21 protein-coding genes, 1 tRNA gene and 1 pseudogene are annotated in these 25,500 nt (G+C 70.0%); 11 read left to right on the plus strand and 12 right to left on the minus strand.

Translation table 11 applies throughout. The features are described 5' to 3' along the window. The first annotated feature begins 18 nt into the window (after window positions 1-18). From ADL15_RS38735 to ADL15_RS38750, 4 genes are all read left to right on the plus strand, one after another. Window positions 19-405 (plus strand): YciI family protein, encoded by a 387-nt coding sequence (locus ADL15_RS38735; protein WP_067702361.1) that lies wholly within the window; start codon window positions 19-21, stop codon window positions 403-405. Beyond that, window positions 405-1,631: an RNA polymerase sigma factor gene (locus ADL15_RS38740; protein WP_083972291.1), complete on the plus strand. Its 1,227-nt coding sequence runs from the start codon at window positions 405-407 to the stop codon at window positions 1,629-1,631. Before ADL15_RS38735 ends, ADL15_RS38740 begins: the two co-directional genes overlap by 1 nt. Before the next feature lie 181 nt (window positions 1,632-1,812). Next, window positions 1,813-2,016: a hypothetical protein gene (locus ADL15_RS38745; protein ID WP_067702364.1), complete on the plus strand. Its 204-nt coding sequence runs from the start codon at window positions 1,813-1,815 to the stop codon at window positions 2,014-2,016. 165 nt (window positions 2,017-2,181) lie between these two features. After that, entirely contained in the window at window positions 2,182-2,907 is a 726-nt protein-coding gene (locus tag ADL15_RS38750) for a hypothetical protein (RefSeq protein WP_157441864.1), read from the plus strand. 247 nt (window positions 2,908-3,154) lie between these two features. Here ADL15_RS38750 and ADL15_RS38755 read toward each other — a convergent pair whose 3' ends face one another. The 3 genes from ADL15_RS38755 to ADL15_RS38765 all read right to left on the minus strand — a co-directional run bounded on the left by ADL15_RS38755 (window position 3,155) and on the right by ADL15_RS38765 (window position 5,884). After that, entirely contained in the window at window positions 3,155-4,594 is a 1,440-nt protein-coding gene (locus tag ADL15_RS38755) for an Ig-like domain-containing protein (protein WP_067702370.1), read from the minus strand. 160 nt (window positions 4,595-4,754) lie between these two features. Continuing rightward, complete coding sequence (locus ADL15_RS38760) at window positions 4,755-5,120, minus strand: SRPBCC family protein (protein WP_157441865.1); 366 nt, start codon at window positions 5,118-5,120, stop codon at window positions 4,755-4,757. Window positions 5,121-5,218: 98 nt separating this feature from the next. Continuing rightward, on the minus strand, window positions 5,219-5,884 hold the full coding sequence (locus ADL15_RS38765) for a maleylpyruvate isomerase family mycothiol-dependent enzyme (protein WP_083972292.1): 666 nt from the start codon (window positions 5,882-5,884) through the stop codon (window positions 5,219-5,221). Window positions 5,885-5,982: 98 nt separating this feature from the next. Here ADL15_RS38765 and ADL15_RS38770 point away from each other — a divergent pair, with 98 nt between their 5' ends. Further along, window positions 5,983-6,435, plus strand: coding sequence for a MarR family winged helix-turn-helix transcriptional regulator (locus ADL15_RS38770; protein WP_067702432.1), 453 nt, complete (start codon window positions 5,983-5,985; stop codon window positions 6,433-6,435). A gap of 68 nt (window positions 6,436-6,503) precedes the next feature. Here ADL15_RS38770 and ADL15_RS38775 read toward each other — a convergent pair whose 3' ends face one another. From ADL15_RS38775 to pdxR, 3 genes are all read right to left on the minus strand, one after another. Further along, on the minus strand, window positions 6,504-7,145 hold the full coding sequence (locus ADL15_RS38775) for a hypothetical protein (protein ID WP_157441866.1): 642 nt from the start codon (window positions 7,143-7,145) through the stop codon (window positions 6,504-6,506). Between the two features lie 532 nt (window positions 7,146-7,677). Beyond that, entirely contained in the window at window positions 7,678-8,079 is a 402-nt protein-coding gene (locus ADL15_RS38780; RefSeq protein WP_198171200.1) for a PPOX class F420-dependent oxidoreductase, read from the minus strand. 87 nt (window positions 8,080-8,166) lie between these two features. Next, window positions 8,167-9,558 (minus strand): MocR-like pyridoxine biosynthesis transcription factor PdxR, encoded by a 1,392-nt coding sequence (gene pdxR, locus ADL15_RS38785; protein ID WP_067702379.1) that lies wholly within the window; start codon window positions 9,556-9,558, stop codon window positions 8,167-8,169. Between the two features lie 162 nt (window positions 9,559-9,720). Here pdxR and ADL15_RS38790 point away from each other — a divergent pair, with 162 nt between their 5' ends. After that, window positions 9,721-14,265: a PAS domain S-box protein gene (locus ADL15_RS38790; protein WP_067702382.1), complete on the plus strand. Its 4,545-nt coding sequence runs from the start codon at window positions 9,721-9,723 to the stop codon at window positions 14,263-14,265. 285 nt (window positions 14,266-14,550) lie between these two features. On the opposite strand, the gene ADL15_RS38795 is transcribed toward ADL15_RS38790, so the two are convergent. Together ADL15_RS38795 and ADL15_RS56905 are read right to left on the minus strand one after the other, a co-directional pair. Further along, entirely contained in the window at window positions 14,551-15,627 is a 1,077-nt protein-coding gene (locus ADL15_RS38795; RefSeq protein WP_232344816.1) for a glycoside hydrolase family 19 protein, read from the minus strand. A 200-nt stretch (window positions 15,628-15,827) separates the two neighbouring features. After that, a complete protein-coding gene (locus ADL15_RS56905; RefSeq protein WP_338025603.1) occupies window positions 15,828-16,154 on the minus strand; it encodes a LysM peptidoglycan-binding domain-containing protein in 327 nt (108 codons plus the stop codon). Window positions 16,155-16,191: 37 nt separating this feature from the next. Between ADL15_RS56905 and ADL15_RS53520 the strand changes: the two genes are divergently transcribed. Further along, a tRNA-OTHER gene (locus ADL15_RS53520) sits at window positions 16,192-16,300 on the plus strand. Window positions 16,301-16,889: 589 nt separating this feature from the next. Here ADL15_RS53520 and ADL15_RS57215 read toward each other — a convergent pair. Further along, window positions 16,890-17,936: pseudogene (locus ADL15_RS57215) on the minus strand (hypothetical protein); the annotation flags it as partial. Between the two features lie 116 nt (window positions 17,937-18,052). Between ADL15_RS57215 and ADL15_RS38805 the strand changes: the two are divergent. Beyond that, on the plus strand, window positions 18,053-19,861 hold the full coding sequence (locus tag ADL15_RS38805; protein ID WP_198171201.1) for a cellulose-binding protein: 1,809 nt from the start codon (window positions 18,053-18,055) through the stop codon (window positions 19,859-19,861). Window positions 19,862-19,909: 48 nt separating this feature from the next. Here ADL15_RS38805 and ADL15_RS38810 read toward each other — a convergent pair whose 3' ends face one another. Both ADL15_RS38810 and ADL15_RS38815 read right to left on the minus strand, forming a co-directional pair. Further along, the gene (locus tag ADL15_RS38810; RefSeq protein WP_067702391.1) at window positions 19,910-20,596 is read right to left on the minus strand and encodes a hypothetical protein; all 687 of its coding nucleotides are present in this window, start codon (window positions 20,594-20,596) and stop codon (window positions 19,910-19,912) included. Beyond that, entirely contained in the window at window positions 20,593-21,300 is a 708-nt protein-coding gene (locus tag ADL15_RS38815; protein ID WP_067702394.1) for a hypothetical protein, read from the minus strand. The genes ADL15_RS38810 and ADL15_RS38815 overlap by 4 nt, the downstream gene beginning before the upstream one ends. 94 nt (window positions 21,301-21,394) lie before the next feature. Between ADL15_RS38815 and ADL15_RS38820 the strand changes: the two genes are divergently transcribed. Both ADL15_RS38820 and ADL15_RS38825 read left to right on the plus strand, forming a co-directional pair. Continuing rightward, a complete protein-coding gene (locus ADL15_RS38820) occupies window positions 21,395-22,192 on the plus strand; it encodes an SDR family oxidoreductase (protein ID WP_067702397.1) in 798 nt (265 codons plus the stop codon). Window positions 22,193-22,201: 9 nt separating this feature from the next. Further along, window positions 22,202-23,212, plus strand: a complete 1,011-nt coding sequence (locus ADL15_RS38825) for a 5'-3' exonuclease (protein ID WP_232344818.1) — start codon at window positions 22,202-22,204, stop codon at window positions 23,210-23,212. Window positions 23,213-23,658: 446 nt separating this feature from the next. Here the strand turns inward: ADL15_RS38825 and ADL15_RS38830 are convergent, their stop codons facing one another. Next, window positions 23,659-24,183, minus strand: coding sequence for a TetR/AcrR family transcriptional regulator (locus tag ADL15_RS38830; protein WP_083972294.1), 525 nt, complete (start codon window positions 24,181-24,183; stop codon window positions 23,659-23,661). 82 nt (window positions 24,184-24,265) lie between these two features. Between ADL15_RS38830 and ADL15_RS38835 the strand changes: the two genes are divergently transcribed. Further along, window positions 24,266-25,192, plus strand: coding sequence for a TIGR03564 family F420-dependent LLM class oxidoreductase (locus ADL15_RS38835; protein WP_067702402.1), 927 nt, complete (start codon window positions 24,266-24,268; stop codon window positions 25,190-25,192). Window positions 25,193-25,500 lie beyond the last annotated feature (308 nt).

Raw genomic sequence — 25,500 nt, forward strand, 5'->3', positions numbered from 1 at the left:
CCGGACGAGGAGCACACGATGGCGAAATACGCACTGATCATGCGGGGCACCGACGAGTCGAACGCGGCCATGATGGCCGACATCACCGCGCTGATGGCCGCGACCCACCAGTTCATCGAGGACATGATGAAGGCCGACGTCCTGATCGCGGCCGAGGGTCTCGACGACCCCGCGCAGGGCGCCGTCGTCGACTTCAGCGGCGAGGCGCCGGTGGTCACCGACGGTCCCTACGGCGAGACCAAGGAGCTGTTCGGCGGCTACTTCCTGATCGATGTCGCCACGAAGCAGGACGCGATCGGCTGGGCCAAGCGGGTCCCGGCGGTCCGCGGCGCCAAGATCGAGGTCCGGCGGGTGGCCGGCGAAGACGAACTGCCGCCGGGCGTCGAGACCGACAACAACATCTGATGGGTACGGCCGATGTCGAAGCCGTCTGGCGGATCGAGTCGGCCCGCATCGTCGCCGCGCTGACCCGGTTCACCGGCGATGCCGGGCTGGCCGAGGACGCGACCCAGGAAGCGGTGGCCGAGGCCCTGGTGTCGTGGCCTCGGGCCGCTCCGGCCAACCCGGCCGGCTGGCTGATGGCCACCGCGCGGCGCCGGGCGATCGACGCGATCCGCCGCCGGGTCGCCCTGCACGACCGGTACGTGCTGCTGGCCGCGGATCCCCCGGCCTGCGCCCCGGCCGACCAGGACATCGACCCCGACGCGATCGACGACGACATCCTGGCGTTGATGTTCATCAGCTGTCACCCGGTGCTGTCCCGCGAGGCCCGGGTGGCGCTGACCCTGCGCGTGGTCGCCGGCCTGTCCAGCGAGGAGATCGCCCGCGCGTTCCTGGTGCCGGTGCCGACCGTGCAGGCCCGCATCACCCGGGGCAAGAAGACGATCGCGGCGGCCGGGGTGCCGTTCGAGCTGCCCCCGGCCGCTGAACGCCGCGACCGCCTGGGTGGCGTCCTCAGCGTCCTCTACGTGATCTTCACCGAGGGCGCGACCGCCACAACGGGCGATCACCTGCTGCGTACCGACGTCGCCTACGAGGCGATCCGTCTGGCCCGCGCCCTGGCCGCCCTGCAGCCCGACGAGCCGGAGGTGCACGGCCTGCTCGCGCTCTGCGAGCTCACCGCCGCCCGCTTCCCGGCCCGTACCGCCCCGGACGGCACCCCGATCCTGCTCGAGGACCAGGACCGCCGGCTGTGGGACCACGCCGCCATCCGCCGCGGCCTGACCGCCCTGACCAGGGCGTCGTCCCACGGCCTCGGCCCGTACGGCCTGCAGGCCGCGATCGCCGCGGTGCACGCCGCGGCCCCGTCGGTCGAGGCCACCGACTGGGACCGGATCGTCCTGCTCTACGAGGCCCTGGGCCGCCTCGCCCCGTCCCCGGTGGTCGAGCTGAACCGCGCGGTCGCGGTGGCGATGGCCGCCGGCCCGGAGCACGCCCTGCCGATCGTCGACGACCTGATCGCCGCGAACCGGCTCCCGGGCTCCCACCTGCTCCCCACGGTCCGCGGCGAGCTGCTGACCCGCCTGGGCCGCCACCCCGAGGCCCGCGCGGAGCTGGAGCTGGCCGCCCGCTTGTGCTCCAACCACCGCGAACGCTCGGTCCTGTTGCGCAAAGCCGCAGCGCTGGGCTGACGTCCTCAGCCCGCCCGCTGTCGACCGCGGCCGTAATCCTGACAACGCTCGTTGTCGGCCTGCTCAGCCCGGCGGCCGCCGCGCAGGCACAGCCCGCCGCCCGCTGTCGCAGCGATGGCCGCACAGCTCAAGATCACCGAGTTCGACTGCGACACCGGCGCAGCCCGGTTCTTTCTGCGTCATGCATTACAGCGGCGGCACCGGACCGTTCACGATTCGATGGCGGGTCAACCACCTGATCAACTCGAATCTGAACGACCGTGAAGTGGTGCAGTTCGGCTGCCGACCCGGTGCCAGCACGAGAATCGGTGTCGAGGTCAAGGACTCCCAGGGCTTCCTTGCCTCGATCACCATCGCATGTCAGTGCAGCCTCAACCAACAGTGACACCGGGCCGCTGCTCTTCGAAGATCCGCAATCCGGGCAGGCCGAGCAACGCGGATCGTTGCGGTCGACGTCGGTGGCCGTAGCACGTAGTAAGACCACGGCGTGTCGTGGGCGTCAGCGAGCCGTTTGCTGTGCAGAAGCCCCGACGATGGCCTAGGAGCAGCGGTGACAATACGTGAAGACGTGCTGGCAGCACGCCCGGTGACGACGGTCGTCGCGGGTACGGCGGTTACGGCGTGCGCCGTCATTGCCGGAGCCGCCGCCGCGGTGCCGGGCTGGGTTCGCACCGTCCCGGGCGAGTGGGACTACCTCTGGGAGTACTTCTGGGTGTTGTGGCTGCTGTTGCCGGGCCTGGCCGCAGCCGGGATCGCGGTGGCGGCCAGGCCGCGGTGGAAGCGCCCCGCGGCGGTGGTCGCGACGGTGCTCGCGGCGCAGGTGTGCGGGCACGGTCTCGTGGCGGTGCGGGACTGGTTCAACACCGCGGGTGCCAGCGCCGGCATGCGGCAGACCGATCTCGCCTGGGTGGTTGGTCTCGCCGCGGTGGTGGCGATCTGCGGGGCGGTAGCCGGCTGCGTCACCGCAGCGCTGCTGTGGCGCGAGCCGACCGCCGGATGGCGCGCCCTGAGGCCCCCGAGGCCGGGCTACCTAATGGCGGCGCTGGTCGTGGCACTGGGCCTGCCCACAGCACTGGCCACGTACACGATGGAGTTCCAGCCGGTGACCATGTTCGGACAGTCCGGACTGATGTACGGGCTGCCGTGGGGCGCGGGCGTCGCCGCTTCGGCCTGGCTGGGGCGCCGAGGACGAACCGCGGCCCTGACCACGGTCGCCATCTCGGCGCTGCTGGTCGCAGTCGAATACGGGGTGCGAACGCTGACCGTCTCCTGGTAGCCGAAGGCGTAACGCCGATGCGTGCGCTTCCTTGCGCCGGCGTGAGCCGGCCGCGACTAGTTTCCGTACTCATGAGCGGCTGGCCATGGCCAGATGAACATGGTGGCGGGATGGTCGTTGGTGGCGGTCTCGAAATGTCCGCCGCGACATCCAGCCGGAGCAGGCACGAGGGAAAATCGAAACCGTTGACTTTCACGAGTAAATGCTCGGCGTCCTCCCATCCGGTCAGATCCACGAAGTCGACGCGTCAGCGGTGCCAGGTGCGGGTGCTGGTGGTCGTGACGTTGCCGGCGCGGTCGTAGGCGCGCAGCTGGACGCGGAACTTCTTGCCGTATTTCTTCGTGGCGACGGCGAAGCGGTAGCCGGCCGTGGCGTCCCGGGCGACGACCTTGCCGTTGATCAGCAGCTCGACGCGGGCGACGCCGTTGCGGTCGGTGGCCTTCGCGCTGACCCTGACGGTGCCCTTGACCCGGGCGCCGCTCTTGGGCGCCGCGATGATCGCCAGGGTGGGCCGGGTGTTGTCGACGGTGACGGTCCGCGTGACGGTGGTGGCGTTGAAGAGCTTGTCGTAGACGCGGAAGACCAGCGTCTTGCGGCCGTCGGCGCCGGCGTCCACGAAGAGCTTGTCCGGGACGCCGCTGCAGTAGCAGCCGTTGACCTCGGGGAAGGCCACGCCGTCGGGGTCGGTCGCGCGGATCGTGGCGTAGATCGTGGCGCCGCGCACGAGTGCGCCGTTCGCCGGGGTGAGCGAGGTGATGGTCGGCCCAGCCGGGTCGACGATCAGGGGGAACGTCCTGGTGGCGACGTTGCCGGCGACGTCGCGGACCAGCACGGTCACCGTCGCTGTCCGCGGGGTCTTCCCGTAGTCGTAGTCGAACCCCATGCCGGTGGTGGTCCCGTAGGAAGTGGGCGAGTGGCCGCCGTCCCACGACCTGACGAGCGTGCCGTCCACCCGCAGCTCGACATGGTTGGCCTCGCCGGAGAGCGGGATCTCCAGCCGGCTGGGACCCGACACCCGGCCGGCCCGGCCGAGGAAGCCGGTCGGATCTCCGATCGTGGGCGGCTGGTTGTCGATCCGGTAGCCGGTGTACTGACGCGCATTGCCGGCCCGGTCGGTGACGCGGACGTCGAGGTGCCCGGGGCCGCCGACGGTGTCGTAGGTGATCGTCCACGGCGCCGAGGTCACCGACGCGACGGCTACCCGGTTGTTGTCGTACAGCGCCACTTCGGCGAGGTCGTCCGACGCGTCGGACGCGGTCACCGTGAGGATGCCGCCGACCTGCGCCAGGTCGCCGCCGACCGGGGAGATCGTCGCGGTCGGCGGCGTCACGTCGACGACGACGTGGGTGCTCGCCTCGGCCCAGGCGTTCGTCGCGTCGTAGGCACGGACGGTGAGAAGCACCGGGACGGCGTCCTGCTTGCCGAACAGCTGCAGGCGCAGCCCCGCCGTCCAGTTGGTCGTCGTGTAGTTGAGCACGCCGTCGCGATACACCTCGACCTTGGTGATCGTGGCGCCCTCGGACCACACGGGATGGAAGCGCAGCGAGGGCCCGATGGCTTGATCCTCGGTGAGGCCGGTCGAGGTGACCGCCAGGGGAGCCGGGTCGTCGGCGTAGGCGGGCGTGCCACCCGCGGCGATCAACGTGGTGGCGATGACAGCGGCCGCGGCCGAACGTGCCTTACCCATGGAGACTTCCCCTGCCGAAGAACGGTGCGGCGCTCACTATAGGACTAGTTGATCTTCCCGGCGACGGGCATCCAGGCGCCTGCCGGCAACGGCAGGACCACGTGCCGGTGCCGACCTCGACCGGCCGCAGGCCGCGACCTCGTGAGTGCGCCTGTTCAGCTCAGGAGTCCTGAGCTATTGCATATCGGTCCAGCGCGGCGGCCCACATCTGCGCGATCATCCGGCCTGGAACGAGGTGCAGCAGAATGAGCAGGAGCTTCTGCCGCCGCGGCTCGGTGTTGCTCCACTCGGCGTGCACCCGGCTGCCTCCGCCGTCTCGGGGGACGATCCGGACGAAGCCCTGACCACCGCCGCCGTAGCTGCTCTCGACGACGCTCCAGCGGACCACGGACGGTTCGGTCCAGTCGTAACGGGCGACTACCCAGAACGGCGACCGAGGGGTGCTTTCCCTCGCCACGGCCCACCCGTGCCCGTGCTCACGCAACTCGTACGTCGTCGGGTCGAGAGTGCGATTCCAGATGCGCAACCGCTCTTCGGTGAAGTCCGTCAGTGCCCGGTGCACCTGCCCGGGCGAGGCCGATGTCTCGATGTCGAAGCGAATGATCCCTCACCCCCTGGGCCGGGTCAGACAGCGGCAAGCCGACGGAGGTCGTCTGCCCCGGCTCCGTGCAGCTGCCCGATCCGCACCGTGCGGCCGGTGAGCAGCAGGAACAGGTCGGTCATGGTGCCCGTCACCGGCGCGCCGTCTCCGGTGCGCCAGGCGTGGTCCGTCGCGGTGAGCCGGAACTTCGCCAACGGCAGCGAACGGAAGACTTTCGCGTTGCCGCGGCCGCGATAGGAGACCAACCGGTCGGCCGCTTCGGCCACCTCGCCGGCGGGGACAGCGATCTCGCGGCCCAGGGGGATGGCCATGTCGAAGGTATGCCCGACGGCGTCGATGAGCGACTCGCGGCAGGTCAGACCCGGGAACGCGCGGTGCCGACCCACCAGCAGATCGAGCCGATGGACGAGCTGGCCGGGGTCGTGGCGTCGGGCGAGATCGATCGAGCCGTCCCGGATGAGGCGGTTGGTGCGGCCCGGATACCGGATGGCGAGCAGCGCCAACTGCCGCATGGTCAGCAACGGCATGGTCAGGTGCGCCGCGACGTCCCTGACCATCCACCCGTCGCACAACGAGGGGGTGTCCCACTCGTCCGGAGCCAGGCCGGTCAGGAGGTCCACGATGGCACGGCGTCGCCGGTCGACGGCCGACCAGACTTCGGTGTCGTCCACGATGTTCGATCCCTCCACCCGACCGAATCTAGTACGACTATGGTACTAAAATATGGTCTTGATCGGGACTGCCTGGAGGGTGATGGGTGGAGCGTGAGATCTCATCCGGTTGGCTGATGTTCATCGGCTTCCGGGCGGCCGAGGATCGCGTCATCGCTGCGCTCGCCGAGGCCGGCTACGCCGACATCACCCGGACACAGGCCCGGCTGCTGGCCGGCATCGACCTGGACGGCACCAGACTGGTCGTCCTCGCCGAGCGCGCCCGGATCCCGAAGCAGACCGCCCTCGCCCTGGTCAACGGCCTCGAGGCGGCCGGCTACGTGGAGCGGGTGCCGGATCACTCCGACGGGCGAGCAAGACTGATCCGGCTGACAGCACGCGGCCAGGGCATCATGCCCGTCGCCGTCGCCGAGGAAGCTCGGATCGAGGCCGACTGGCAGACCGTGCTGGGCGCCCGGCGGATGGGGGCGCTCCGCAGCGCGCTGTGGGCGCTGGCCTTGGACGCCGACCCGCACCTCCACCCGCCCGAATCCCCACGCCGAGATGGACACGATCGGCATCCCGGCTGATTGCGCCGGTCGTGACGCACTGAGGGTTCTGCCGGATGGGGTCTCACATCCATCTGGATGGAGATCCGCTATCTGGCCGCTACCCGACTGCGCGATCCGGGCGGCTGTTCACCCCTGCTGGAAAGCCTTTCAGTGCGGTTGACAAGACGCCCTGCCAAGTCTTCCAGGAATTCGTCTCGGCGAGCGGAATCATCGATCAACAATGCTATGGAGACAGACTGGAGCCGTCTGGTCTCCTCGAACGCCTCCGCGAACAATGCATTACTCAACCTGCGGAGGGAAAGGACTATGCCTGTCGCTGCCACCAAGAATGCCGCGATCGTAGTAACGGCAAAAAACGCGGCTATCCTGAAGTCGGAACCCCACGCCGCCGGCGCAAAAAGTCTAGCGGCGATAAGTGCTACCGCTACTGCCGTGATTGCCGCCATCAAAACCAGCAATCGCTGTTGAAGTCGCCGATGGTGAAGCGCTTCCTCGGTGACCAGTTGAGTCGCACGCTCAATACTGTGCTGCATCTCCACGAAAACTTGACTGTCTTCTCGACGAAGCCGAGACGAGCCAGGTTTGCCGGAAAAGTCAGCATCAGTCAACTCGCCCGCCACAGGAGGCGTCGTGACAACAGGTGCGGGCTCGAGCTCACGGAGGCGCCCGAGCGTCGCGGCGAGGTCGAGCTCGTCGTCGTCCGCCCAGTCATACCCCTCGTCGGTCATGTACTCCATCCTGCCTCGCACTTCCGCTCGCCGAAACCTCATGATCTCGGCGATCTTGCCGTCCTGAGGTTCCATCTGCCGTCGGAGAGATCAACCGGTTGCAGGACGGCCAAGATCGGACGGCCAACGGCGGTCCGTCCGAGGGCGACGACACGTCGCCCGTGCTGCGGGTGGTCTTCCCACCCGGCTTCAACGTCCTTGCGCAAGACAAGCGCTTCTCGAACTTCGCGCGATGTTACGTTGTGTTTAGTGTTTATCTTACGTTCGGTCGGCTCGCTGATGTGAATCTCGGCGATGTAGACGAAGCCTGACACCCCTCCGAAGCCCCTTCAAGCCGAGTCGCGCGATCAAAAGTCGGCCACGACCTTATCGGTTCGAAATCGCAGGACAGGTGCGCTCGCAGGGGACGGGCCAGATTTCACCCGATCGAGTGCACGGACTTCGAGTGTGTCGAGCGGCCGCCCGCAGATTCCCTGCCCGTACCAAAATGATCGAACGTGGGGATCGGCGACCGTGAGCTAACCGCTGGTTTTCAGTGCCAGGGCGCGTGGATGATCCGGTCCACGCGGATTGTCAGCAGGACGCGGACCTGCTCTCCGCCGCCGTAGTTCTGATACGGCTTGCCGGTGTACTTCTCCGCGATCCGGTCGATGCTCTCCCGGGCGCCCTCGGTGTCCATGCTGATCACCGTGCCGGCGAGCGAGTAGTACGTCGACGGGTCAGCGCCGTCCAGGATGCTGACCGCCACCCGCGGGTCCCGCTCGATGTTCCGCAGTTTGCGGAAGCCCTGGACCGTGTTGATCAGGACGTGTTTGCCGTCGGTGTCGACCCAGGTCTGGGTCATCTGCGGCGAGCCGTCCGGGTTGGTGGTCGCGATCAGGCACGGGTTCGGCGCGTTGAGCAGGTCGAGCAGGCGCGTCGGCAGGTCGGTCACGCCGCGCAGATTAGCAGTTTTTGATCACCCAGGCCGCAGATCACCAGGCCGTGGATCACCAGGCCGTGGATCACCCAAGGCCCGATTTCACCAAGACGACCGCAGCGCGGCGATCAACTCCCCGATCGCGCCGGCGAAGGCGTGCTCCGGCGGCGTCGCATACCCCACCACCACCCCGAGCGGCGCCTCCGCAGGCACGCGATAGAACCGGCTGAGCCCGTCCACAGCCACGCCCCTCGCCACCAGCCGCTCCAGCACGGCGGCCTCATCACCCCCGCCCGGCAGGTGCACCACCGCATGCAACCCCGCCGCGATCCCGGACAACCGCGCCCCCGGCAGCGAAGCAGATGCCGCCCGCCCCAGCAGGTCCCGCCGCTGCCGGTACCGGATCCGGCAGCGCCGCAGATGCCGGTCCAGATCGCCGCGCCGGATCAGGTGGGCGAGCACCAGCTGATCGATCACATTCACGTACGCCTCGTCGAACCGCAGCGCCTCCCGCAACGCCGGCACGAGCCGCACCGGCGCCACCATCCACGCGATCCGCAGCCCCGGAGCGATCGTCTTGCTCACCGTCCCGGTGTAGATCACCTGGTCCGGGGCGAGTCCCTGCAACGCACCGACCGGCTGCCGGTCATACCGGAACTCGCCGTCGTAGTCGTCCTCGACCACCACCGACCCGCTCCGCCGCGCCCAGTCGAGCAGGTCCCGGCGCCGCTGCGGGCTGAGCGTCACCCCGAGCGGGAACTGATGCGCCGGCGTCAGCACCACCGCCGACTCCGGCCCGAGATCACCGACGCGCATCCCGTCGGCGTCCACCGCGATCCGGGTGACCGGGAGGCCCATCCGCGCCGCCAGCGCCGGATAGTCCTGCAGCGTCGGCTCCTCGAACCCGATCGTCCCGTCCAGCGCCTGGCAGATCACCCGCAGCGCGTGCGTGTACCCGGCGCACACGATGACCTGTGACGGGGTGGCGAGCACACCCCGGGCCCGGCCCAGGTAGTCCGCCAGGGCCGAGCGCAGCTCCGGGTCACCGGTCGGGTCGCCGTACGCGAAAGCGGTGCTCGGCATCCGCTGCAGCACGTGCCGGGTCGCGGCCAGCCATTCCCGGCGCGGGAACATCGACAGGTCCGGCAGGCCCGGCCGCAGGTCGTAGCCGCCCGCCGGGGGCCGGAACGGCGAGACCGGGGCCAGGCTCGGGGTGGGTGCGGGTTCGGGGCGCGGGGCCACCCGTACTCCGGAGCGGGGCCGGGAGGACAGGTGTCCTTCCGCGGTGAGCTGCTCGAACACCTGGGTGACCGTCCCGCGGGCGACGCCGAGCGACGCGGCGAGGGCCCGTGACGACGGCAACCGGTCGCCGGGCGCCAGCCGGCCGTCCCGGATCGCGTCGCGCAACGCCCGCTCCAGCCCGGCCCGCAGCCCGTGCGCCCGGTCCACCACCAGATGAAGATCCAGGCCCGAACTGGCCCACTGATCTGCCATAGAACTGGACTATATCCATGGGCCAGCGGCTTCCTAGATTGACCGTATGAAATATCTCCTGATGGCGATCATCCGCACAGAACAGCTGGTCGGACCGGTCAAACCGCGGCAAAAAAGACGCCAGCCGCTCACGGACGACAAGAAACGGCCGATCAGACCGATATGAGCGTCGGGTCCCGGGACCGCCTGGACGGGCAGCCGACGGAGCTGCTCGCCCAGGCGTTCGGCCGCAGCCCGGTGCCCAAGCTCGTGATCACCCTGGAACCGGACACCTACGGCCGGTTCACCGCGGTCAACGACGCGTTCTGCGAGCTGGTCGGCTACGCCCGCGACCAGCTCGTGGGGCAGTCCTGCCTGATGGTGCTCGACCAGGACGGCCTGACCCCGGTCACCACGCTGTTCGAGGCGATGGTCCGCGGCGAGATGCCGGTGATGGCCACCGAGCGGGTGCTGGTGCGCCGGGACGGCTCCCGGGTCTGGATCGTCAGCCAGAACGTGCTGGTGCACGACGACGCCGGGCAGCCGCACCTGGTCTCCGAGATCGTGGAGAGCAGCAGCCGGCCGGCGCTGGCCAACAGCGAGGCCCGGTTCCGCACCCTCGTCGACTCGTCACCGACCGGGATGGCCGTGCTGAGCACCGACGGCGCCTGGGTGCGGGTGAACCCGGCGGTCTCGGCGATGCTCGGCTGGACCGGGCCCGAGCTGGCCGCCCTGACCCTGGGCGAGGTCACCCATCCGGACGACCGCGCGGCCTGCGCGAGGATGCTGCGGGACCTGGCCACCGGCGCGAGCCCCGGATTCGCGGGCCTTTCCCGGTACGTCGGCAAGGACGGCCAGGTGATCTGGTGCCGGCTGACCGCCACGCCGCTGCGCTCGGAGTCCGGTGCCCCGCTGCAGCTGCTCGTCCAGCTCACCAACCGCACCGTCGAGCACCACAACCGGGAACGCCTGGTCGCCGCCGAGCAGGTCGCCGCGCGCGAGGCCACCCGGCTGCGCACCACCATCGGGGTGCAGGGTGAGATCGGTGCGATGGCCGCCGACCGGAACGCCCTGCTCCGGATGATCGCTGACCGGGCGCTGCGGGTGCTGCCGTCCGGGACCAGCGCGACCATGCTCCTCATCGACGTGGCGGCCGGCGTGCTGCGCCCGGCGGCCGAGTCGGGTATCTCGATCACGCAGGTACCGATCACCGACTCCCTGGCCGGTGTGGCGATCACCAGCGGCGGCACGGTCCGCTGCGACGACACGGCCACCGACCCGCGGATCAACCGGGACATCTCCCAGGCCACCGGGATGGCCTCGATGGTGATCGCGCCGTTGCGGGCGCCGGGCACCGGCCCGTTCGGGGTGCTGATGGTCGGCAGCGACCGGACGGACGCGTTCGACGACAGCGACGAGCAGCAGCTCACCCTGCTGGCCGACGCGGTCGGCAGCGCGCTGCGGCACGCCGAGGACACCGCGATCCGGCAGGACCTGCTGCAGCGCACCACCGCCGCGGTCCAGGCCCTGGAGCACGAGCAGGCCGCGACGCTGGCCGCGATGGCCCGGCTGGAACGCAGCGAACGGCAGTTCGCCGAGGTCGCCGACAACAGCCCGATCGCCCGGATCGTGGTCGGGCTGCGCGCCGAGCAACGCGGCCGGATCACCTTGACGAACCCGGCGTTCTGCCTGCTCTTCGGCTACACCGACGCCGAGGCCGTCGGCATGCACTTCGAGGTGCTGATCGGCGGGCCGACCGAGGACCTGGAACGCAACCTGGACATCATGGCGGCCGGCACCCGGACCCGGGGCGCACGGGAGATCGTGCTGTACCGCAAGGACGGCACCCCGCTCACCGTCGCCGCGCACACCTCGGTGATCGCCGACGAGAACGCGCCGGTCAACGCGGTCGTCCAGCTGCTCGACGTGAGCGCCGAGCGGGCCGCCCGGGCCGCGCTCGCGCGCAGCGAGGCGCAGTTCCGCACCGCGTTCGACGGCAGCTCGCTCGGCCTGCTGATCGCCGACGAGAAGGCCCGGATCCGGCAGGCCAACCCGGCTGCCGAGCAGCTCACCGGCCGCAGCGTCGAGGAGCTGATCGATCTCGGACCCCTGGACCTGATCCACCCCGAGGACCACCACAAGACCCGCGCCGCCCGGCAGGAGCTGGAAGAGCACGGCCACGCCCAGTACTCGAACCGGCTGCTGCGCCCGGACGGCACCGTGGTCTGGGCCCGGATCAGCCTGGCCCTGGTACCCGGCCCGCACGAGCAGAGCTGGCGACTGATCCAGATGCAGGACATCACCGCCGAGCGGGCCGCCGAGGAGGCGACCGATCGGCAGGTACGCCGGATGCGGACCACCCTGGCGGTGCAGCGGGAGGTCACCGAGGCGGCCACCGACCGGGAGGCGACCGTACGGGTGGTCGCGGCCCGGGCCGTCGACCTGTTCCCGGCCGCCGACGGCGCCGCGGTCGAGCTGGTCGAGGGCGACGGCCTGACGTACGTCGCGACCGCCGGCACGCTGTCCGCGTACACCGGCACCCGGATCCCGCGCGCCGGCTCGCTGAGCGGGATCGCGCTGGACACCGACGCGCCGACGCACTGCGCGGACGCCGGCACCGACCCGAGGGTCAACCGGGCCATGTGCGAGCGGCTCGGGATCGGCAGCATGCTGATCGCGCCCCTGCACGCCGGCCGGGACGTGATCGGCGTCCTGAAGGTCTCCGCCGGGCAGCCGAACGTCTTCGACGACACCGACGAGCAGCAACTCGCCCTGCTCGCGGACAGTCTCAGCGCGGCGCTGCGGCACGCCGACGACGCCTCCCGCAACGCGGCCGCGCTGTCCGAGCTGGAGATCAGCGAGCAGCGGTTCCGGCTCACCTTCGACAACTCGCCGCTCGGCCTCACCCTGTGCAGCCTGCGCCCGCACGACTTGGGACGGTACCTGCAGGCCAACCCGGCGATGACCACGATCACCGGCTGGTCGCAGGACGAGCTGACCGCGATGACGGTCGCCGACCTGACCCACCCCGACGACGTGGCCGGCACCCGGGAGTTCGCCCGCCAGCTGATCGCCCGGGAGATCGACACGCTCACGGTCGAACGCCGCTACCGGCACAAGGACGGGCACACCATCTGGGTGTCGGTGCGGGTCGCGGTGGTCACCGACGAGAACGATCAGGCCAACTACGTGGTCAACCAGATCGAGGACATCACCGCGGCCCGGGAGGCCGGCGCGCAGCTGCGCCGCTTCGCACGGCTCTTCGAGCTGATCCCGGCCGCTGTCATCGTCCGCGATCTGCAGGGCACGATCCGCTGGTGGAACGACGGCGCGACGCGGCTCTATGGCTGGCCGCTTGCCGCGGCCGCGGGCAAGTCGTCCCACCGGTTGTTGCACACCACTTTTTCGTACGATGGAAGCGTCGAAGACCAGGCGGAGGCGCTGCGCCGGGACGGGTTCTGGAACGGCCAGCTCGACCACGTCACCGCCGACGGCCGTACCGTCAATGTCCTGAGCCGTCAGGTGCTGCACCACCCGGACCCGGAGAACGCGCAGGTCCTCGAGGTGAACTCGGACGTGACCGCGACCCGGGAGGCCGAGCGGGCCCTGGCCGAGAGCGAGCAGCGGCTGCGCGCCCAGTTCGCCAACACCGGTGTCGGGCAGAGCATCTCGGCGCTGGACGGCAGCCTGATCAGCGCCAACCGGGCCTTCGCCGCCATGCTCGGCCGCACCGACGACGAGCTGACCGGCCGCCACGACCACGAGCTGCTGCACCCGGACGACCTGGTCGCCCACCGTCGGCTGATGGCCGGGTTGTTCGCCGGGGACACCGAGTCCTACACGACCGAGGCCCGCCTGGCGCACGCCGACGGGCACTGGGTGCCGGTCGAGGCGGCGATCTCGCTGGTCCGCGACCCGTCCGGCTACCCGCGGCTGGTCATCGGCGTGGTCACCGACATCACCGCCCGGCGCGCCGCCGAGCAGGCCCGGGACGCGGCGTCCGCGGCGCTGGCCGAGCGCAACACCGAGCTGGAAGCCGCCAACCAGCTCAAACTCGACCTGATCGGGATGCTCGGCCACGAGATCGGCAACCCGCTGACCTCGATCCGCGGCAACGCCGAGATCCTCACCGATCACTGGCAGGAGCTCTCCGGCGAACGCCGCGGCCGCGCGATCGGCGCGATCGCCCGGCAGGCCGGCGCCCTGGACGAGATCGTCCAGGAGGTCCTCGCCATGGTCACCATCGACTCCGGCACGATCCGCGCCGACCGGCAGCCGCTGATGGTCCTCGAGGAGATCAACCGGGCGCTGCTGGCGGTCGACGCCACCGACGCGGTCCCGGTGCACGGTCCCGACGTCGGCGTGCTCTGCCACGCCGGCCACCTGCAGCAGATCCTGGTCAACCTGCTCTCCAACGCCCGCAAGTACGGCGGCGGCGCCACCGCCGTCCACGTAGCGGTCGTCCCGGTCGTGGCCGGGCAGCTCGCCATCCCGGACCGTGTCGAGATCACGGTCGAGGACAACGGCCCGGGCGTCCCGGAGGAGTTCCGCTCCCACCTCTTCGAACGCCTGGCCCGCGCCGACCGCGACGCCACCACGGTCAAGGGCACCGGCCTGGGCCTCTACATAGTCCGGGGCCTGGCCCAGGCCAACCACGGCGACATCCGCCACACTCCCAACCCGGCCGGCGGCTCCCGCTTCACCCTCTCCCTCGAACCCACCCCGTAGCCGCGAGCGCCCGGCTGGTGCTCACGGTCGCTTCGCGACCGTTGACACAACCGCCAGCACCAGCCGGGGCCCGGAAGCGGCGCGCGTCCCGGAAGTCGGCTGGCTCCCAGGGGTGCCTCAAGCACAGCGAGACACCCCTCAGGACCAGCCCGGGTCCGGAAGCGGCGCGCGTTGCGGAAGTCGGCTGGGTCTCGGGGGTGCCTCGCACCCCGCGAGACACCCCCGAGAACCAGCCGGGGCAGGGAAATGGGCCCGCGGCAGGTGCCGCGGGCCCAGATCAGGGGGTCAGCAGTAGAGGTTGGCGCCCGGGGTGACGCCGAGGATGCCGGCGAAACGGTTGTAGGCGTCGACGCGGCTCTGGACCTGGGCGGGGTTGCCGCCGTTGCACTCCAGGGAGCCGTTGATGCTGCGGATCGTCTCGCCGAAGCCGCGGCTGTTGACCATGGCGTCGTGCGGGGTCATGGTGCCCGGTCCGCGCTGGGTCATCCAGTACCAGATCGCGGTCTGGTAGGCCACCGAGGTCTCGTTCTTGACCCGGTCCGGGTTGTTCAGCAGGTCGATGCCGAGGGCGTCACCGGCCGCCTTGTAGTTGAAGTTCCAGCTGAGCTGGATCGGCCCGCGGCCGTGGTACGCGTTCTGGCCGGCCGGGCAGCCGTACGACTGGCTCCGGTCGCAGTACAGCGGCCAGTTCGCCTGGTTGATCTCCTCGACGTAGACCAGGCCACCGGACTCGTGGTTGACGTTGGCCAGGAACGCCGCGGCTTCCTGCTTCTTGACGGTGTCGCTGCCGGTCGTGGTGAACGCCGGGAACTTCTTGATCGCGTCGATCAGGCCGGCGTACGAGTAGAACCCGATCCGGCTCGGGAACATCTGGTTGAACTGCGCCTCGCTGACCGGGAAGTTCCCGGACCCGGTGGGCGGCGGGGTGGTGGTGCCACCGCCGGAGCAGGTGTACGGCGACCAGTACCAGGTGCTGATCACCGGGTCGTACCCCGGGTTCTCGTGCGAGGCCTGGTAGTACTGCCCGTTGGTGTACTTCACGATCGACCCGGCCGCGTAGAACTGACCGGCCACCCAACTCGGGTAGCTGCACGTGCCGCCGGGCGGGGTGGTCGTGCCGCCGCCACCGCAGGCGCCGTTGTCGGCCCACACACCGGAGCCGCCGGTGCTGGGCGCCTCACCCTGGGTCCACCACTTGGCGGTCCAGTTGTGACTGTTGTAGGAGGCGCGCTGGTTTCCGGTGTAGACGGCCGAGCTGCTGTACGCGGCGACGCAGGCTTCCGCCGCGTTCGACGCCGTCATGGGCAGCAGGGCCGCGGCGACTCCGGCCACGACGACGCTGACGGTAGCCACCATCGACATAAGACGTCTTCTGGGCATGGCTCACCTTCCGTACGTCTACTGACGTACTGGCGCGAGGGGGACATGGGGGTACATAGACCTAACTAGATGTCGTAACACGAAGTCAAGACTTCTGTAAAGAAACCTCAAGGTTTCCGGTCCCCCACACGCGCACCACCGCGCCGAGCGGTTCTGCTCGGCGCGGCGGGGAACAGCGAGGATCAGTTGGGCAGCACCAGGATCTGACCGGTAATGATCCGATCCGGGTTGGTGATCACGTCCCGGTTCAGCGCGAAGATCTCCGGCCACCGGTTCGCGTTGCCGAGCTTGGCCTTCGCGATGCCGCTCAGCGTGTCGCCCTTCTTGACCGTGTAGAGCTTCGGGATCGGACCGGTCGGCTGTGCCGGCGGCAGCAGCAGCACCTGCCCCGGGAAGATCTGGTTGGGGTTGCGGATCGTCCCGCGGTTCATCAGGTAGATCTCCGGCCACCGGTTGCCGTCGCCGAGCTGCGACTTCGCGATGGCGGTGAGCGTGTCACCCTTCTTCACCGTGTACGTCCTCGGCGGCTGCGCGCCACCGAGCACCCCGGCGAAGCGCAGCAGGTCGGCCAGCTCGAACGTGCCGGCCTGGGCCGACGGCAGGTACGGCTTCCAGGCCGGCAACCGCAGGATCGAGTCCTCGCTGCGCCGGACCAGGCCGATCAGCACCTCGGCAACCAGGGTGCTGCCCACCGGGCCGAGCCGCTCACCCTGGTGGAAGTGGTTCGCCTCGGCGAGCACGTAGAACCACAACGGCGTACGGGACTCGAAGCCACCCGCCTGCAGCGCGGCGGCCTGTGCCGGGCTGTTCACGGCGGTGAGGATCTCGTCCTTGCTGAGCACCGGCACACCGAGCAGGTGGGCGACCGCCTGTCCGGTGGGCAGCCGCAGCCGGTAGCCACGCAGCAGGTTGCGCACCGGCAGCCGGGCCGCGTCCACCGGCGTCTCGGTCGCACCGGTGAGGGTGTGCAGGTTGTAGAGGGCCTTGTCGTTGACGCTGGCGATGTTGGTGTCGAGCTTGCGGGCGTGCGACACGTTCGGCCCGGTGCCGATCACGTTCTCCCACTCGATGATCCAGTTGTCCGGGATCGTGTCGAAGTCGTTGAGGTCGCCACTGAGCGCGGTGAACGTGAACAGCAGCTCCAGGCTCGCCGGGATCCCGCCGTGCAGGTTGAAGTTCAGGTTGAAGTTGTACGCGGCCCGGACCATCGTGTGGCCGAGCCGGTACCCGGCGAACGAGAACTCCAGCGGCATCCGGAACGGGTAGGCGGCCGGGTCGAACCAGTGGTTGCCGCTGGTCACGATGTCGTCGACGATAGCCGGCTCGGCGATCCGCTTGAGGAAGTCGTGCACCACGATGTGCTGGTAGTGCTGGCGCAGCACCCGGCTCGCCTCGCCGAACGACAGCCCCTGGCCGACCAGCTTGTTGTGCGCCTTGAGGAACGCGACGTGCAGCTGACTGATGATCAGGTTCTCGTCGTTGCGCGGGTCGCCGGTCAACGCCGCCCGGTCGTGCTCGATGTCGTCGCTGCGGGGCTCGCGCGGCAGGTCGTTGTCGTCGCCCTTGCCCGGCGGGCGCTTGATCGGCGGTTGCGTGCCACCGAGCGAGCTGACGTTCCCGATCAGCATCTTCGCGCCGTCGCGCGGCGCCGGCGGCCCGTAGACGCTGTCCAGGTCGAGCGCGCCGGTCCGCAGGTTGCGCACGACGTGCCGGATCTCGGCCACCGGCAGCGGCGTCATGCCCGGGTCGAGCAGATCGGCGAGTGCCCCGGAGCCGGCCTCCAGGGTGATGTCGTGATCGATGAACTGCCCGAGGTACGTGTACGCCGCCGGGATCGCGCTGTCCCCGGCCGGCACGTCGGCCTGGGCCATCGACGCGCCGAGCTTCTTCAGCAGCTCGGGCATGTTCGCCGCCTCAGGCAGCAGGTTCGCCTCGTCGTCCTGCAGCGAGGGGAACAGGTAGTCGAAGCTGTGCGAGTCCAGCGGTGGGGTGAACGCGAATCTGGCCGGCGAGCGGGCACTGAACTCCGCGACGTCGCCGGCGGCCCGGTTCAGCTCCTCCTCGGTGACGATCCGTCCGTGCAGCAGGCGTGGCATGGTTTCCCCTTCCCCGTGACGGCAGGCGCTCTCGGTGCATAGACCAGCGCCAATCACGCCCACCATAAGCCGATTCATCGGCACTGGAGAGTCAGATCTCGGACCGGCTGATGATCCTGCAACAAACCTGCAAATGAGAATCGTTGACGGGCCCGCGACAACGGTGGGAGATTCGATCTCGGCACCCCATTCCATCCCCGGAACGGCCCAGGTCAGAGCTGGGCTGCGCGAAAGGCGCCGCAGATAAGCCGGCCCTTTTGACAACGGCGATAAATGCCGGCGGGATCACTTTTCCGACAGGGAGAAAACCCATGTCACCATCCGTACGCAGGCGCCGGCTGGCCGGTGCCGGCGCACTCGCCACACTGGTCGTTGTCGGACTCGCCGCCACAGTGGCCACCGCCGAAGCGGCGACCGTGTTCAGCGCCGACTTCGAGTCCGGCTCGACAAGCGCGTGGTCGAAATCGGGCGGCACCTGGTCGATCGTCACCGACGGCAGCCAGGTGCTGCAGCAGTCCGACACCAGCAGCGCCCGGGCCCGCGAGTTCGGCGGCACCAGTACTTGGACGAACTACTCGGCGCAGGCGCGGGTGAAGGCCACCGCGTTCGGCTCCACCAGTGGCGTGGTCGCGCTGACCGCCCGCGCGAGCAGCGCCACCAAGATGTACCGGCTGTCGCTGACCGGCGCCGGCCGGGTGCAGCTGGAAGCGATGAACGGCAGCGCCGTCACGGTGCTGGCCGGCCTCGCCCAGACCATCTCGACCAGCACGTTCTACACGCTCAAGCTGACCGTGAACGGCAGCACGATCAGCGGCAGCGTCAACGGTACGACGGTCGGCACGGCCACCGACACGTCGATCGCGAGCGGGCGGATCGGGCTGCTCACCGAGTACGCGGCCGGTCGCTTCGACGACGTGGTGGTGGATGACAGCGGCACCACGACGCCCACGAGCAGCCCGACCTCGTCGACATCCCCCTCGACGTCGCCGTCGCCGTCGCCCTCGACATCGCCGACGCCCTCGACGAGTCCGGCGACCGGCGCCCTCTACGTCTCCCCCACCGGCTCGGACAGCGCGGCCGGCACGCAATCCGCGCCGACCACGCTCACCTCCGCGATCACCCGGATCGCCGCGGGCGGCACGATCTACCTGCGCGGCGGGACCTATTCGTACGCACAGACAGTCACCGTCGCGGCGGGGAACAACGGCACGGCGGGTGCGCTCAAGACGCTGTCGGCGTACCCCGGAGAAGTTCCGGTCTTGAATTTCTCGGCGCAAGCCGAGGACACCGCGGCGCGCGGCCTGGCGCTGAACGGCAACTTCTGGCGCGTCTACGGCCTGGTCGTCGAGCGCGCCGGCGACAACGGCATCTTCATCGGTGGCAGCAACAACACCGTCGAACGCACGGTGACCAGGTTCAACCGCGACAGCGGCCTGCAGATCTCCCGGATCGCGTCGAACACCCCGACCGCGCAGTGGCCGGCGAACAACCTGATCCTGAGCTCCGAATCGCACGACAACGCGGACTCCGACGGGGAGGACGCGGACGGTTTCGCGGCCAAGCTGACCGTCGGCACCGGGAACGTCTTCCGCTACGCCGTGTCACACAACAACATCGACGACGGCTGGGACCTCTACACCAAGACCGACACCGGCGCGATCGGGCCGGTGACGATCGAGGATTCCCTTTCGTACGACAACGGCACGCTCACCGACGGCTCCCAGGCCGGCGCCGGTGACCGCAACGGCTACAAGCTGGGCGGCGAGGACATCGCGGTGAACCACATCGTGCGGCGCAGCATCGCCTACCAGAACGGCAAGCACGGTTTCACCTACAACAGCAACCCGGGCTCGCTGACCATCTCGAACAACCTGAGCATCGACAACGGCGAACGCAACTTCAACTTCGACGCGGGTACGTCGGTGTTCCGCAACAACACATCCTGCTTCTTCAGCGGCGGGACGAACGACCGGATCATCGGGAACTCGGACAGCTCGAACCAGTTCTACGCGGGCACGAACGGCTCGCGCTGCGCAACCTACAGCGGCGCGCTGGCCTGGTCCTTCTCGTCCACCGGCACGCTGGTGGTGACGATCGGCGGCAAGGTGGTGACGCTGTAGCCGTACAAAAAAGGGCCGGCGCGAACCTCGCGCCGGCCCACGGTCTCGTCAGACCGGGATCTCGATGATCTCGTCGGCGCCCGGCGCGGTGACCTCCGGGAAGTCCGCGCCGAACTCGCTGAACCACAGATGGCCGCCGCGTGCCGGAATCAGCTCCTGCGGAAGCGGTTCGCCCTCGATCGCGACGGCGAGTGTCCCGCCGTCGGCGACATCACCGACGCCGTACAGCTTGATCACCTGTTGCTGACCGACGGCCGGCGGATCACTCTTGGTGAGCCTGCCACCGTTGGTGAACCAGCGTTCGACGTCGAAGACCGACGACGCCTTCGCCAGGCCGTCGTCGCGGTGGGAGTCGTACCTGACCCAGCTGTCCGGCAACCGGTCGGCGTAACCGTGCGCCTCAGCCACGCCGATCTTGGTGGCCAGGAACTCCTCGCCGAGGCGGAAATACTCCTGGCCGTCGATGACCAGCCGGGCGAACTCGGTCTCGCCGTCCTCGAAGACGCCCAGCGAGTCGGCACCGGACCGTTTGAGGTCATAGCCGACCGCGAGGGTCCCCTCTTGCAGCATGCCGCGCACCCGGAACGAGCCGGCGGCGGCGAGCGCGGCCGTGGCCCGCTCGAGGACGTCCGGGGCGGAGAGCGTGGTGACGTCGCCACCCGGCTCCCCCGCGTCGCAACCGGCGAGCAGCACGGCGACGGCCGTCATCGCCGCGACCGGCCCGCGCAGGCTCACTTCTTCCTTGCCGGCAGCTGCAGGATCTCGTTGGCGGCCGGGGCCTTGATCTCCGGGAAGTCAGCGCCGAACTCGGTGAAGAGCAGGCTGCCGACGCCCTGCTCGGCGCCCATCTTCAGCGGGTACGGTTCGCCGGTGGTGGCGACGTAGAGGATCCCCTTCTTCGCCGGGTCCTGCAGCACCACGACCGGGTGGCCGTTGGAGACCTTGGTCCCGCCCTTGGTGAAGCCCTTGAGCGAGGCCAGCATCGCCTCGGCGCGGAATTCGCTCGCCAGGTCCGCCCAGGTCCGGTCGCCGGCGGGCGGCTTCATCCACGACTTGGCCATGATCGCGCCGGAACGCTCGGCGAGTTCGGGGCCGATCAGCGACGCGAGCAGCTTCTCGTCGGCGCGGAAGTAGGTCTGGCCGTCGACCGTGAGCAGCTGCAGCGTCATCCCGGATCGCGACGTGGACAGGAGCGTGTTTCCGCCGGACTTCTTGAGGTCGACCGGGGATGGCTGGCCGTCCTGGATCACCTGGCCGGCCAGGTGATAGGACTTCGCCGCGGTGAGCGCCTGCTCGGCCCGCTCCAGGATCTCCGGCACGGCCAGGGCGGCCACCCCATTGTCGGCCGGTGTGGACGGTGCGACAGGTTCCGGCGTTTCCGAGGCGCATCCGGCGAGCAGTGCGGCGCTGATGGCCGCCGTGGCGACGACTGATTTCATGATATTCACGTGTGGCTTTTCCCCCGCGAGCAGATATCGAGCGACGGCACTGTATCCCGCTCGTGGATCTTGGTGCACCCGGTATCGTGCACGGATGAAGCGCACCGCCCTGGTCACCGGCGCATCCTCCGGCATCGGTCTGGCCACCGCCGCCGCCCTGGTCGCCCGCGGTTACCGCGTCCTCGGCACCAGCCGCGACCCCGCGACGATCAAACAGCGCGTCGACGGCGTCGAATACCTCCCCCTCGACCTCACCTCGGATGAGTCGATCGAGGCCCTCGCCGACACCCTGGCCACCGTCGACCTGCTGGTCAACAACGCCGGCGAGAGCCAGTCCGGCCCCTTCGAGGAACTGCCGATGGACGCGCTGCGCCGGCTCTTCCAGGTCAACGTGCTCGGCCCGGTCCGGCTGGCCCAGCTCGCCCTGCCCGGCATGCGCACCCGCGGCCACGGCCGGGTGATCATGGTGGGGTCGATGCTGGCGTCGTTCCCGCTCGCCTACCGCTCGTCCTACGTCGCCACCAAGGCCGCGATCAAGGGCTTCGCGAACGGGGCCCGGCACGAGTACTCGCCGTACGGCGTGTGGCTGACCACCGTCGAACCCGGCTCGATCAACACCGGGATCAGCGAGCGGCGCACCAAGTACCTCGCCGCCGACTCCCCGCACCGCGCCGACTTCGAGCGGATGCTGACCGCGCTGGATCGCAACGAGAAGGCCGGGATCACCGCCGAGCGCGTCGCGGCCACCATCGTCACCGCGGCCGAGGCGGAGAAACCCCGGCAACGGTACGCGGTGGGCAGCAACGCCCCAGTCGTCTTCACCCTGCGCCGGCTCGTCCCCGCACGGGTGGTGGAGAAGCTCACCCACCGCCGGCACGATCTGAGCCGCTAAGCTCGTCGGGTGTCGCACACGGGTGGGTTGTTGCTGGTCCTGGACGGCAACAGCCTGCTGCATCGGGCGTACCACGCCAGCGACGGTTCCCCGGAGCCGTCGCCCGCGCTGCGTGGCCTGTTCGGGTATCTCGCCCGGGCGGCCGGGCACCTGCGCCCCGACGCCGTCATGGTCGGTTTCGACTGCCCGAAGGACTCCGCCCGGCGCGTCGACCATCCGGACTACAAGGCGCACCGCCCGGCGAAACCGGCCGAGCTGACCCGCCAGCTGGAGATCGCCCCGGACCTGTTGCGCGCCGCCGGGGTCAGCACCGTCGTCCCACCGGCGTACGAGGCGGACGACATCCTGGCCAGCTGCGCCACCCGGGCCCGCGAGCTGGGCTGGCGCTCGGTGCTGATGACCAGCGACCGGGACGCGTTCGCGCTGATCGACGACGCCACCTCGGTGCTCCGCGTGCGCAACGGCGGCTTCGACCGCTCGGTGCTCGTCGACCACGAGTCGCTGCCCGCGCTCTACGGCGTGCACCCGTGGCAGTACATGGACTTCGCGGCACTGCGCGGCGACCCGTCCGACAACCTGCCCGGCGTGCGGCGGTTCGGGGCGCGCACCGCGGCGCGGCTGCTGGAAGCGTTCGGCTCGGTCGATCAGGCGTGGCTGGCCGGCGTCGACGCCGTACGAAAAATCGTCGGTGACCTCGCCGCGACAAGCCTGACCGATCCCGCGGCCCGGGACATCGTCGACCGCAACCGTCGCCTGATGGCCATGCGCCGCGACCTCCCGATCCCCAGCCCCGAGTCGGCCCGCCTGCCGCTGGACCGCCTCACCATGCGCCAGGCCCTCCGCGAACACGGCATCAACCTCGGCCCCTCCCTCTGGCCCCTGACCGGCGGCAACCCCCCGGCCGAGGCGGTCGACACCCCGGAACCGGAACCTGCCTGGGTCGCGCCCAAACCACGCGTCCTGCACGGCGCGATGTCCGGTCGCCGCGACCCCACCCCAGGCCAAACCGCCCTGTTCTGAAACCCCTTTTCGGTACGAACAGGGAGCGCACGTCCGCAGGCTACAAGCCACGTCCCGTGGTGATCTCGCGCCCGGCCGCGTCCGTTTCCGACCCCGGCCGCGCCCCCGGCCCGCGCCACTCACCGCGCGACACCGCTCCCACCCCGGACCGCCGCGCCGGACTTGCGTGGGGACTTTCGGTGCGCAACGCACCCGAACTTCACACACAGCCGCCGTGCCGGACTTACGTGGGGACTTTCGGTGCGCAACGCACCCGAACTTCACACACAGCCGCCGTGCCGGACTTGCGTGGGGACTTTCGGTGCGCAGCGCACCCGAACTTCACACACAGCTGCTGTTTCGGGCTTGCGTGGGGACTTTCGGTGCGCCGCGCACCCTAACTTCACACACAGCTGCTGTTTCGGGCTTGCGTGGGGAGTTTGGGTGCGAGGCACGCTCGCACGGGGTCAGTGTGGGAGGCCGCGGGTGATCAGGGTCAGCAGGCGGTCGAGGCGGGCGGGGTCGGCCGGGAGCTGCTCGCTCGCCCAGGCCATCGCGTTGACCGCCGCGAGCACGTCGTCGACGGCGTCCTCCACCGAGGCCCGGTGCAGCAGCCGGGATCCGACGTCCCGGATGGCGTCGTGGCAGCCGGAGAGTGCCGGGCTCTCCGCGGCGCCGAGCAACTCGACGGCGACGAAGCCGCGCATCGCCGCCGCGTGTACCGCTACCGCGCGCAGCCAGGCGCGCAGGGCCAGTCCCGGGTCGGGCGCTTCGAGCAGCTCCTCGCCGCGCGTGCAGAGCGCCGCCACCTCGTCCGAGATGATCGCTACCAGCAGGGCCTGCACCGACGGGAAATGCCGGTAGAGCGTGCCGGGGCCGACACCGGCGCGCTGGGCGATCCGGTTCAGCGAGGCGCCCGCGCCCTGAGCGGCGAGCTCCACCCGCGCTGCGGCGAGCACCCGATCGCGGTTCTGCTGAGCGTCGCTGCGCATCCGGACCCCCGGGTAGATAAATGGAGAAGCTCTCCGTATATTACCGTCCATCAAACGGAGAACCTCTCCGGAAGGGGAAGTCATGCGCATCGGCATCATGATCGGCGAAGTCCGCGGCCCGGCCACCGCCTCCGACCTGGCCGCACAGGCCACCGCCGCGGAAGGCCTGGCCACCACGTGGTCCGCGCAGGTGTCCGGCTGGGACGCCCTGATCACCCTCACCCTCGTCGGCGCCCGGACAGCCACGAGCCGGCTCGGGACCGCCGTGGTTCCGGTGCGGCAGCGGCACCCACTCGTGTTGGCCGGGCAGGCGCTGAGCGTGCAGGCCGCCACCGGCAACCGGCTCACCCTGGGCATCGGCGCCGGCATCGGCGCCATGCTGACCGGCATGTATGGCCTGCCCGCCGACCGCCCGGCCCGCTACCTGCGCGAATACCTCGCCGTCCTGCACCCGCTGCTGCGCGGGGAATCGGTCGAGCACCACGGTGAGATGCTGACCGCGATCGGCAGCGCCGCGATCCCCGGCGCCGAGGCTCCACCGGTGCTGCTCGCCGCCCTCGGCCCGAAGATGCTCCAGCTCGCCGGCGAGGCCACCGCCGGAACCGTCACCTGGATGACCGGCCCACGAGCCCTCAGCACGCACGTGGTCCCACTGATCACGGCCGCCGCCGAAGCCGCCGGGCGACCCGCGCCCCAGGTGGTGGCCGGCCTGCCGATCTGCGTGACCCACGACGAGCCGGGTGTCCGGGCGCAGATCGCGACCCGGTACGCGATGGCCGCCCAGGTCCCGGAGTACCAGGCTGTCCTGGCCCTGGAGAACGCCACCGGCGCGGGCGACGTGGCGATCGTCGGCGACGAGGCCGCGATCACCCGCCAGCTGCAGCGCCTCGAGGAATCCGGCGTCACGGAATTCATGGCCACCCCGTTCGGCACCCCCGCCGACCAGTCGAGAACCACCCGGCTCCTCCACGCCCTGACAGACGCCGCCGCGGGCCGGAGTCACCCCTGACAACCAGCTCACGATCGCGGGCTGGTTCGCGGGGGTGCCTCAAGCAGCCGGAGACACCCCCAGGAACCAGCCGGCCGCGCGGAGGCGCGCAACGGTCCGGGGTGGGAGCGGTGTCGCGCGGCGAGTGGCACGAGCCGGGACGCGCGGCCGGCGCCGGAGGGAAGCGGTCGCGCGCGAGATCACCACGGGACGCGGCTTGTAGCCTGCGGAGACCCTGTTGGTTTATTCGGTGGGGTTATGCGGCGAGGGTGAAGTTGAGGCGTTGGAGGTGGGTGGTTCGGGTGCGGTCGAGGGGGTGGCCGGTCCAG

The sequence above is a fragment of the Actinoplanes awajinensis subsp. mycoplanecinus genome, assembly GCF_001509495.1.
Classification (GTDB): domain Bacteria; phylum Actinomycetota; class Actinomycetes; order Mycobacteriales; family Micromonosporaceae; genus Actinoplanes; species Actinoplanes palleronii.

Excerpts from the sequence above, each read along its gene's own strand:
- ADL15_RS38735 (WP_067702361.1), top strand. The coding sequence starts at position 19 with ATGGCGAAATACGCACTGATCATGCGGGGCACCGACGAGTCGAACGCG.
- ADL15_RS38740 (WP_083972291.1), top strand. The coding sequence starts at position 405 with ATGGGTACGGCCGATGTCGAAGCCGTCTGGCGGATCGAGTCGGCCCGC.
- ADL15_RS38745 (WP_067702364.1), top strand. The coding sequence starts at position 1,813 with ATGCATTACAGCGGCGGCACCGGACCGTTCACGATTCGATGGCGGGTC.
- ADL15_RS38755 (WP_067702370.1), bottom strand. The coding sequence starts at position 4,594 with ATGGGTAAGGCACGTTCGGCCGCGGCCGCTGTCATCGCCACCACGTTG.
- ADL15_RS38770 (WP_067702432.1), top strand. The coding sequence starts at position 5,983 with ATGTTCATCGGCTTCCGGGCGGCCGAGGATCGCGTCATCGCTGCGCTC.
- ADL15_RS38775 (WP_157441866.1), bottom strand. The coding sequence starts at position 7,145 with ATGACCGACGAGGGGTATGACTGGGCGGACGACGACGAGCTCGACCTC.
- pdxR (WP_067702379.1), bottom strand. The coding sequence starts at position 9,558 with ATGGCAGATCAGTGGGCCAGTTCGGGCCTGGATCTTCATCTGGTGGTG.
- ADL15_RS38790 (WP_067702382.1), top strand. The coding sequence starts at position 9,721 with ATGAGCGTCGGGTCCCGGGACCGCCTGGACGGGCAGCCGACGGAGCTG.
- ADL15_RS38795 (WP_232344816.1), bottom strand. The coding sequence starts at position 15,627 with ATGTCGATGGTGGCTACCGTCAGCGTCGTCGTGGCCGGAGTCGCCGCG.
- ADL15_RS38805 (WP_198171201.1), top strand. The coding sequence starts at position 18,053 with ATGTCACCATCCGTACGCAGGCGCCGGCTGGCCGGTGCCGGCGCACTC.
- ADL15_RS38815 (WP_067702394.1), bottom strand. The coding sequence starts at position 21,300 with ATGAAATCAGTCGTCGCCACGGCGGCCATCAGCGCCGCACTGCTCGCC.
- ADL15_RS38820 (WP_067702397.1), top strand. The coding sequence starts at position 21,395 with ATGAAGCGCACCGCCCTGGTCACCGGCGCATCCTCCGGCATCGGTCTG.
- ADL15_RS38830 (WP_083972294.1), bottom strand. The coding sequence starts at position 24,183 with ATGCGCAGCGACGCTCAGCAGAACCGCGATCGGGTGCTCGCCGCAGCG.
- ADL15_RS38835 (WP_067702402.1), top strand. The coding sequence starts at position 24,266 with ATGCGCATCGGCATCATGATCGGCGAAGTCCGCGGCCCGGCCACCGCC.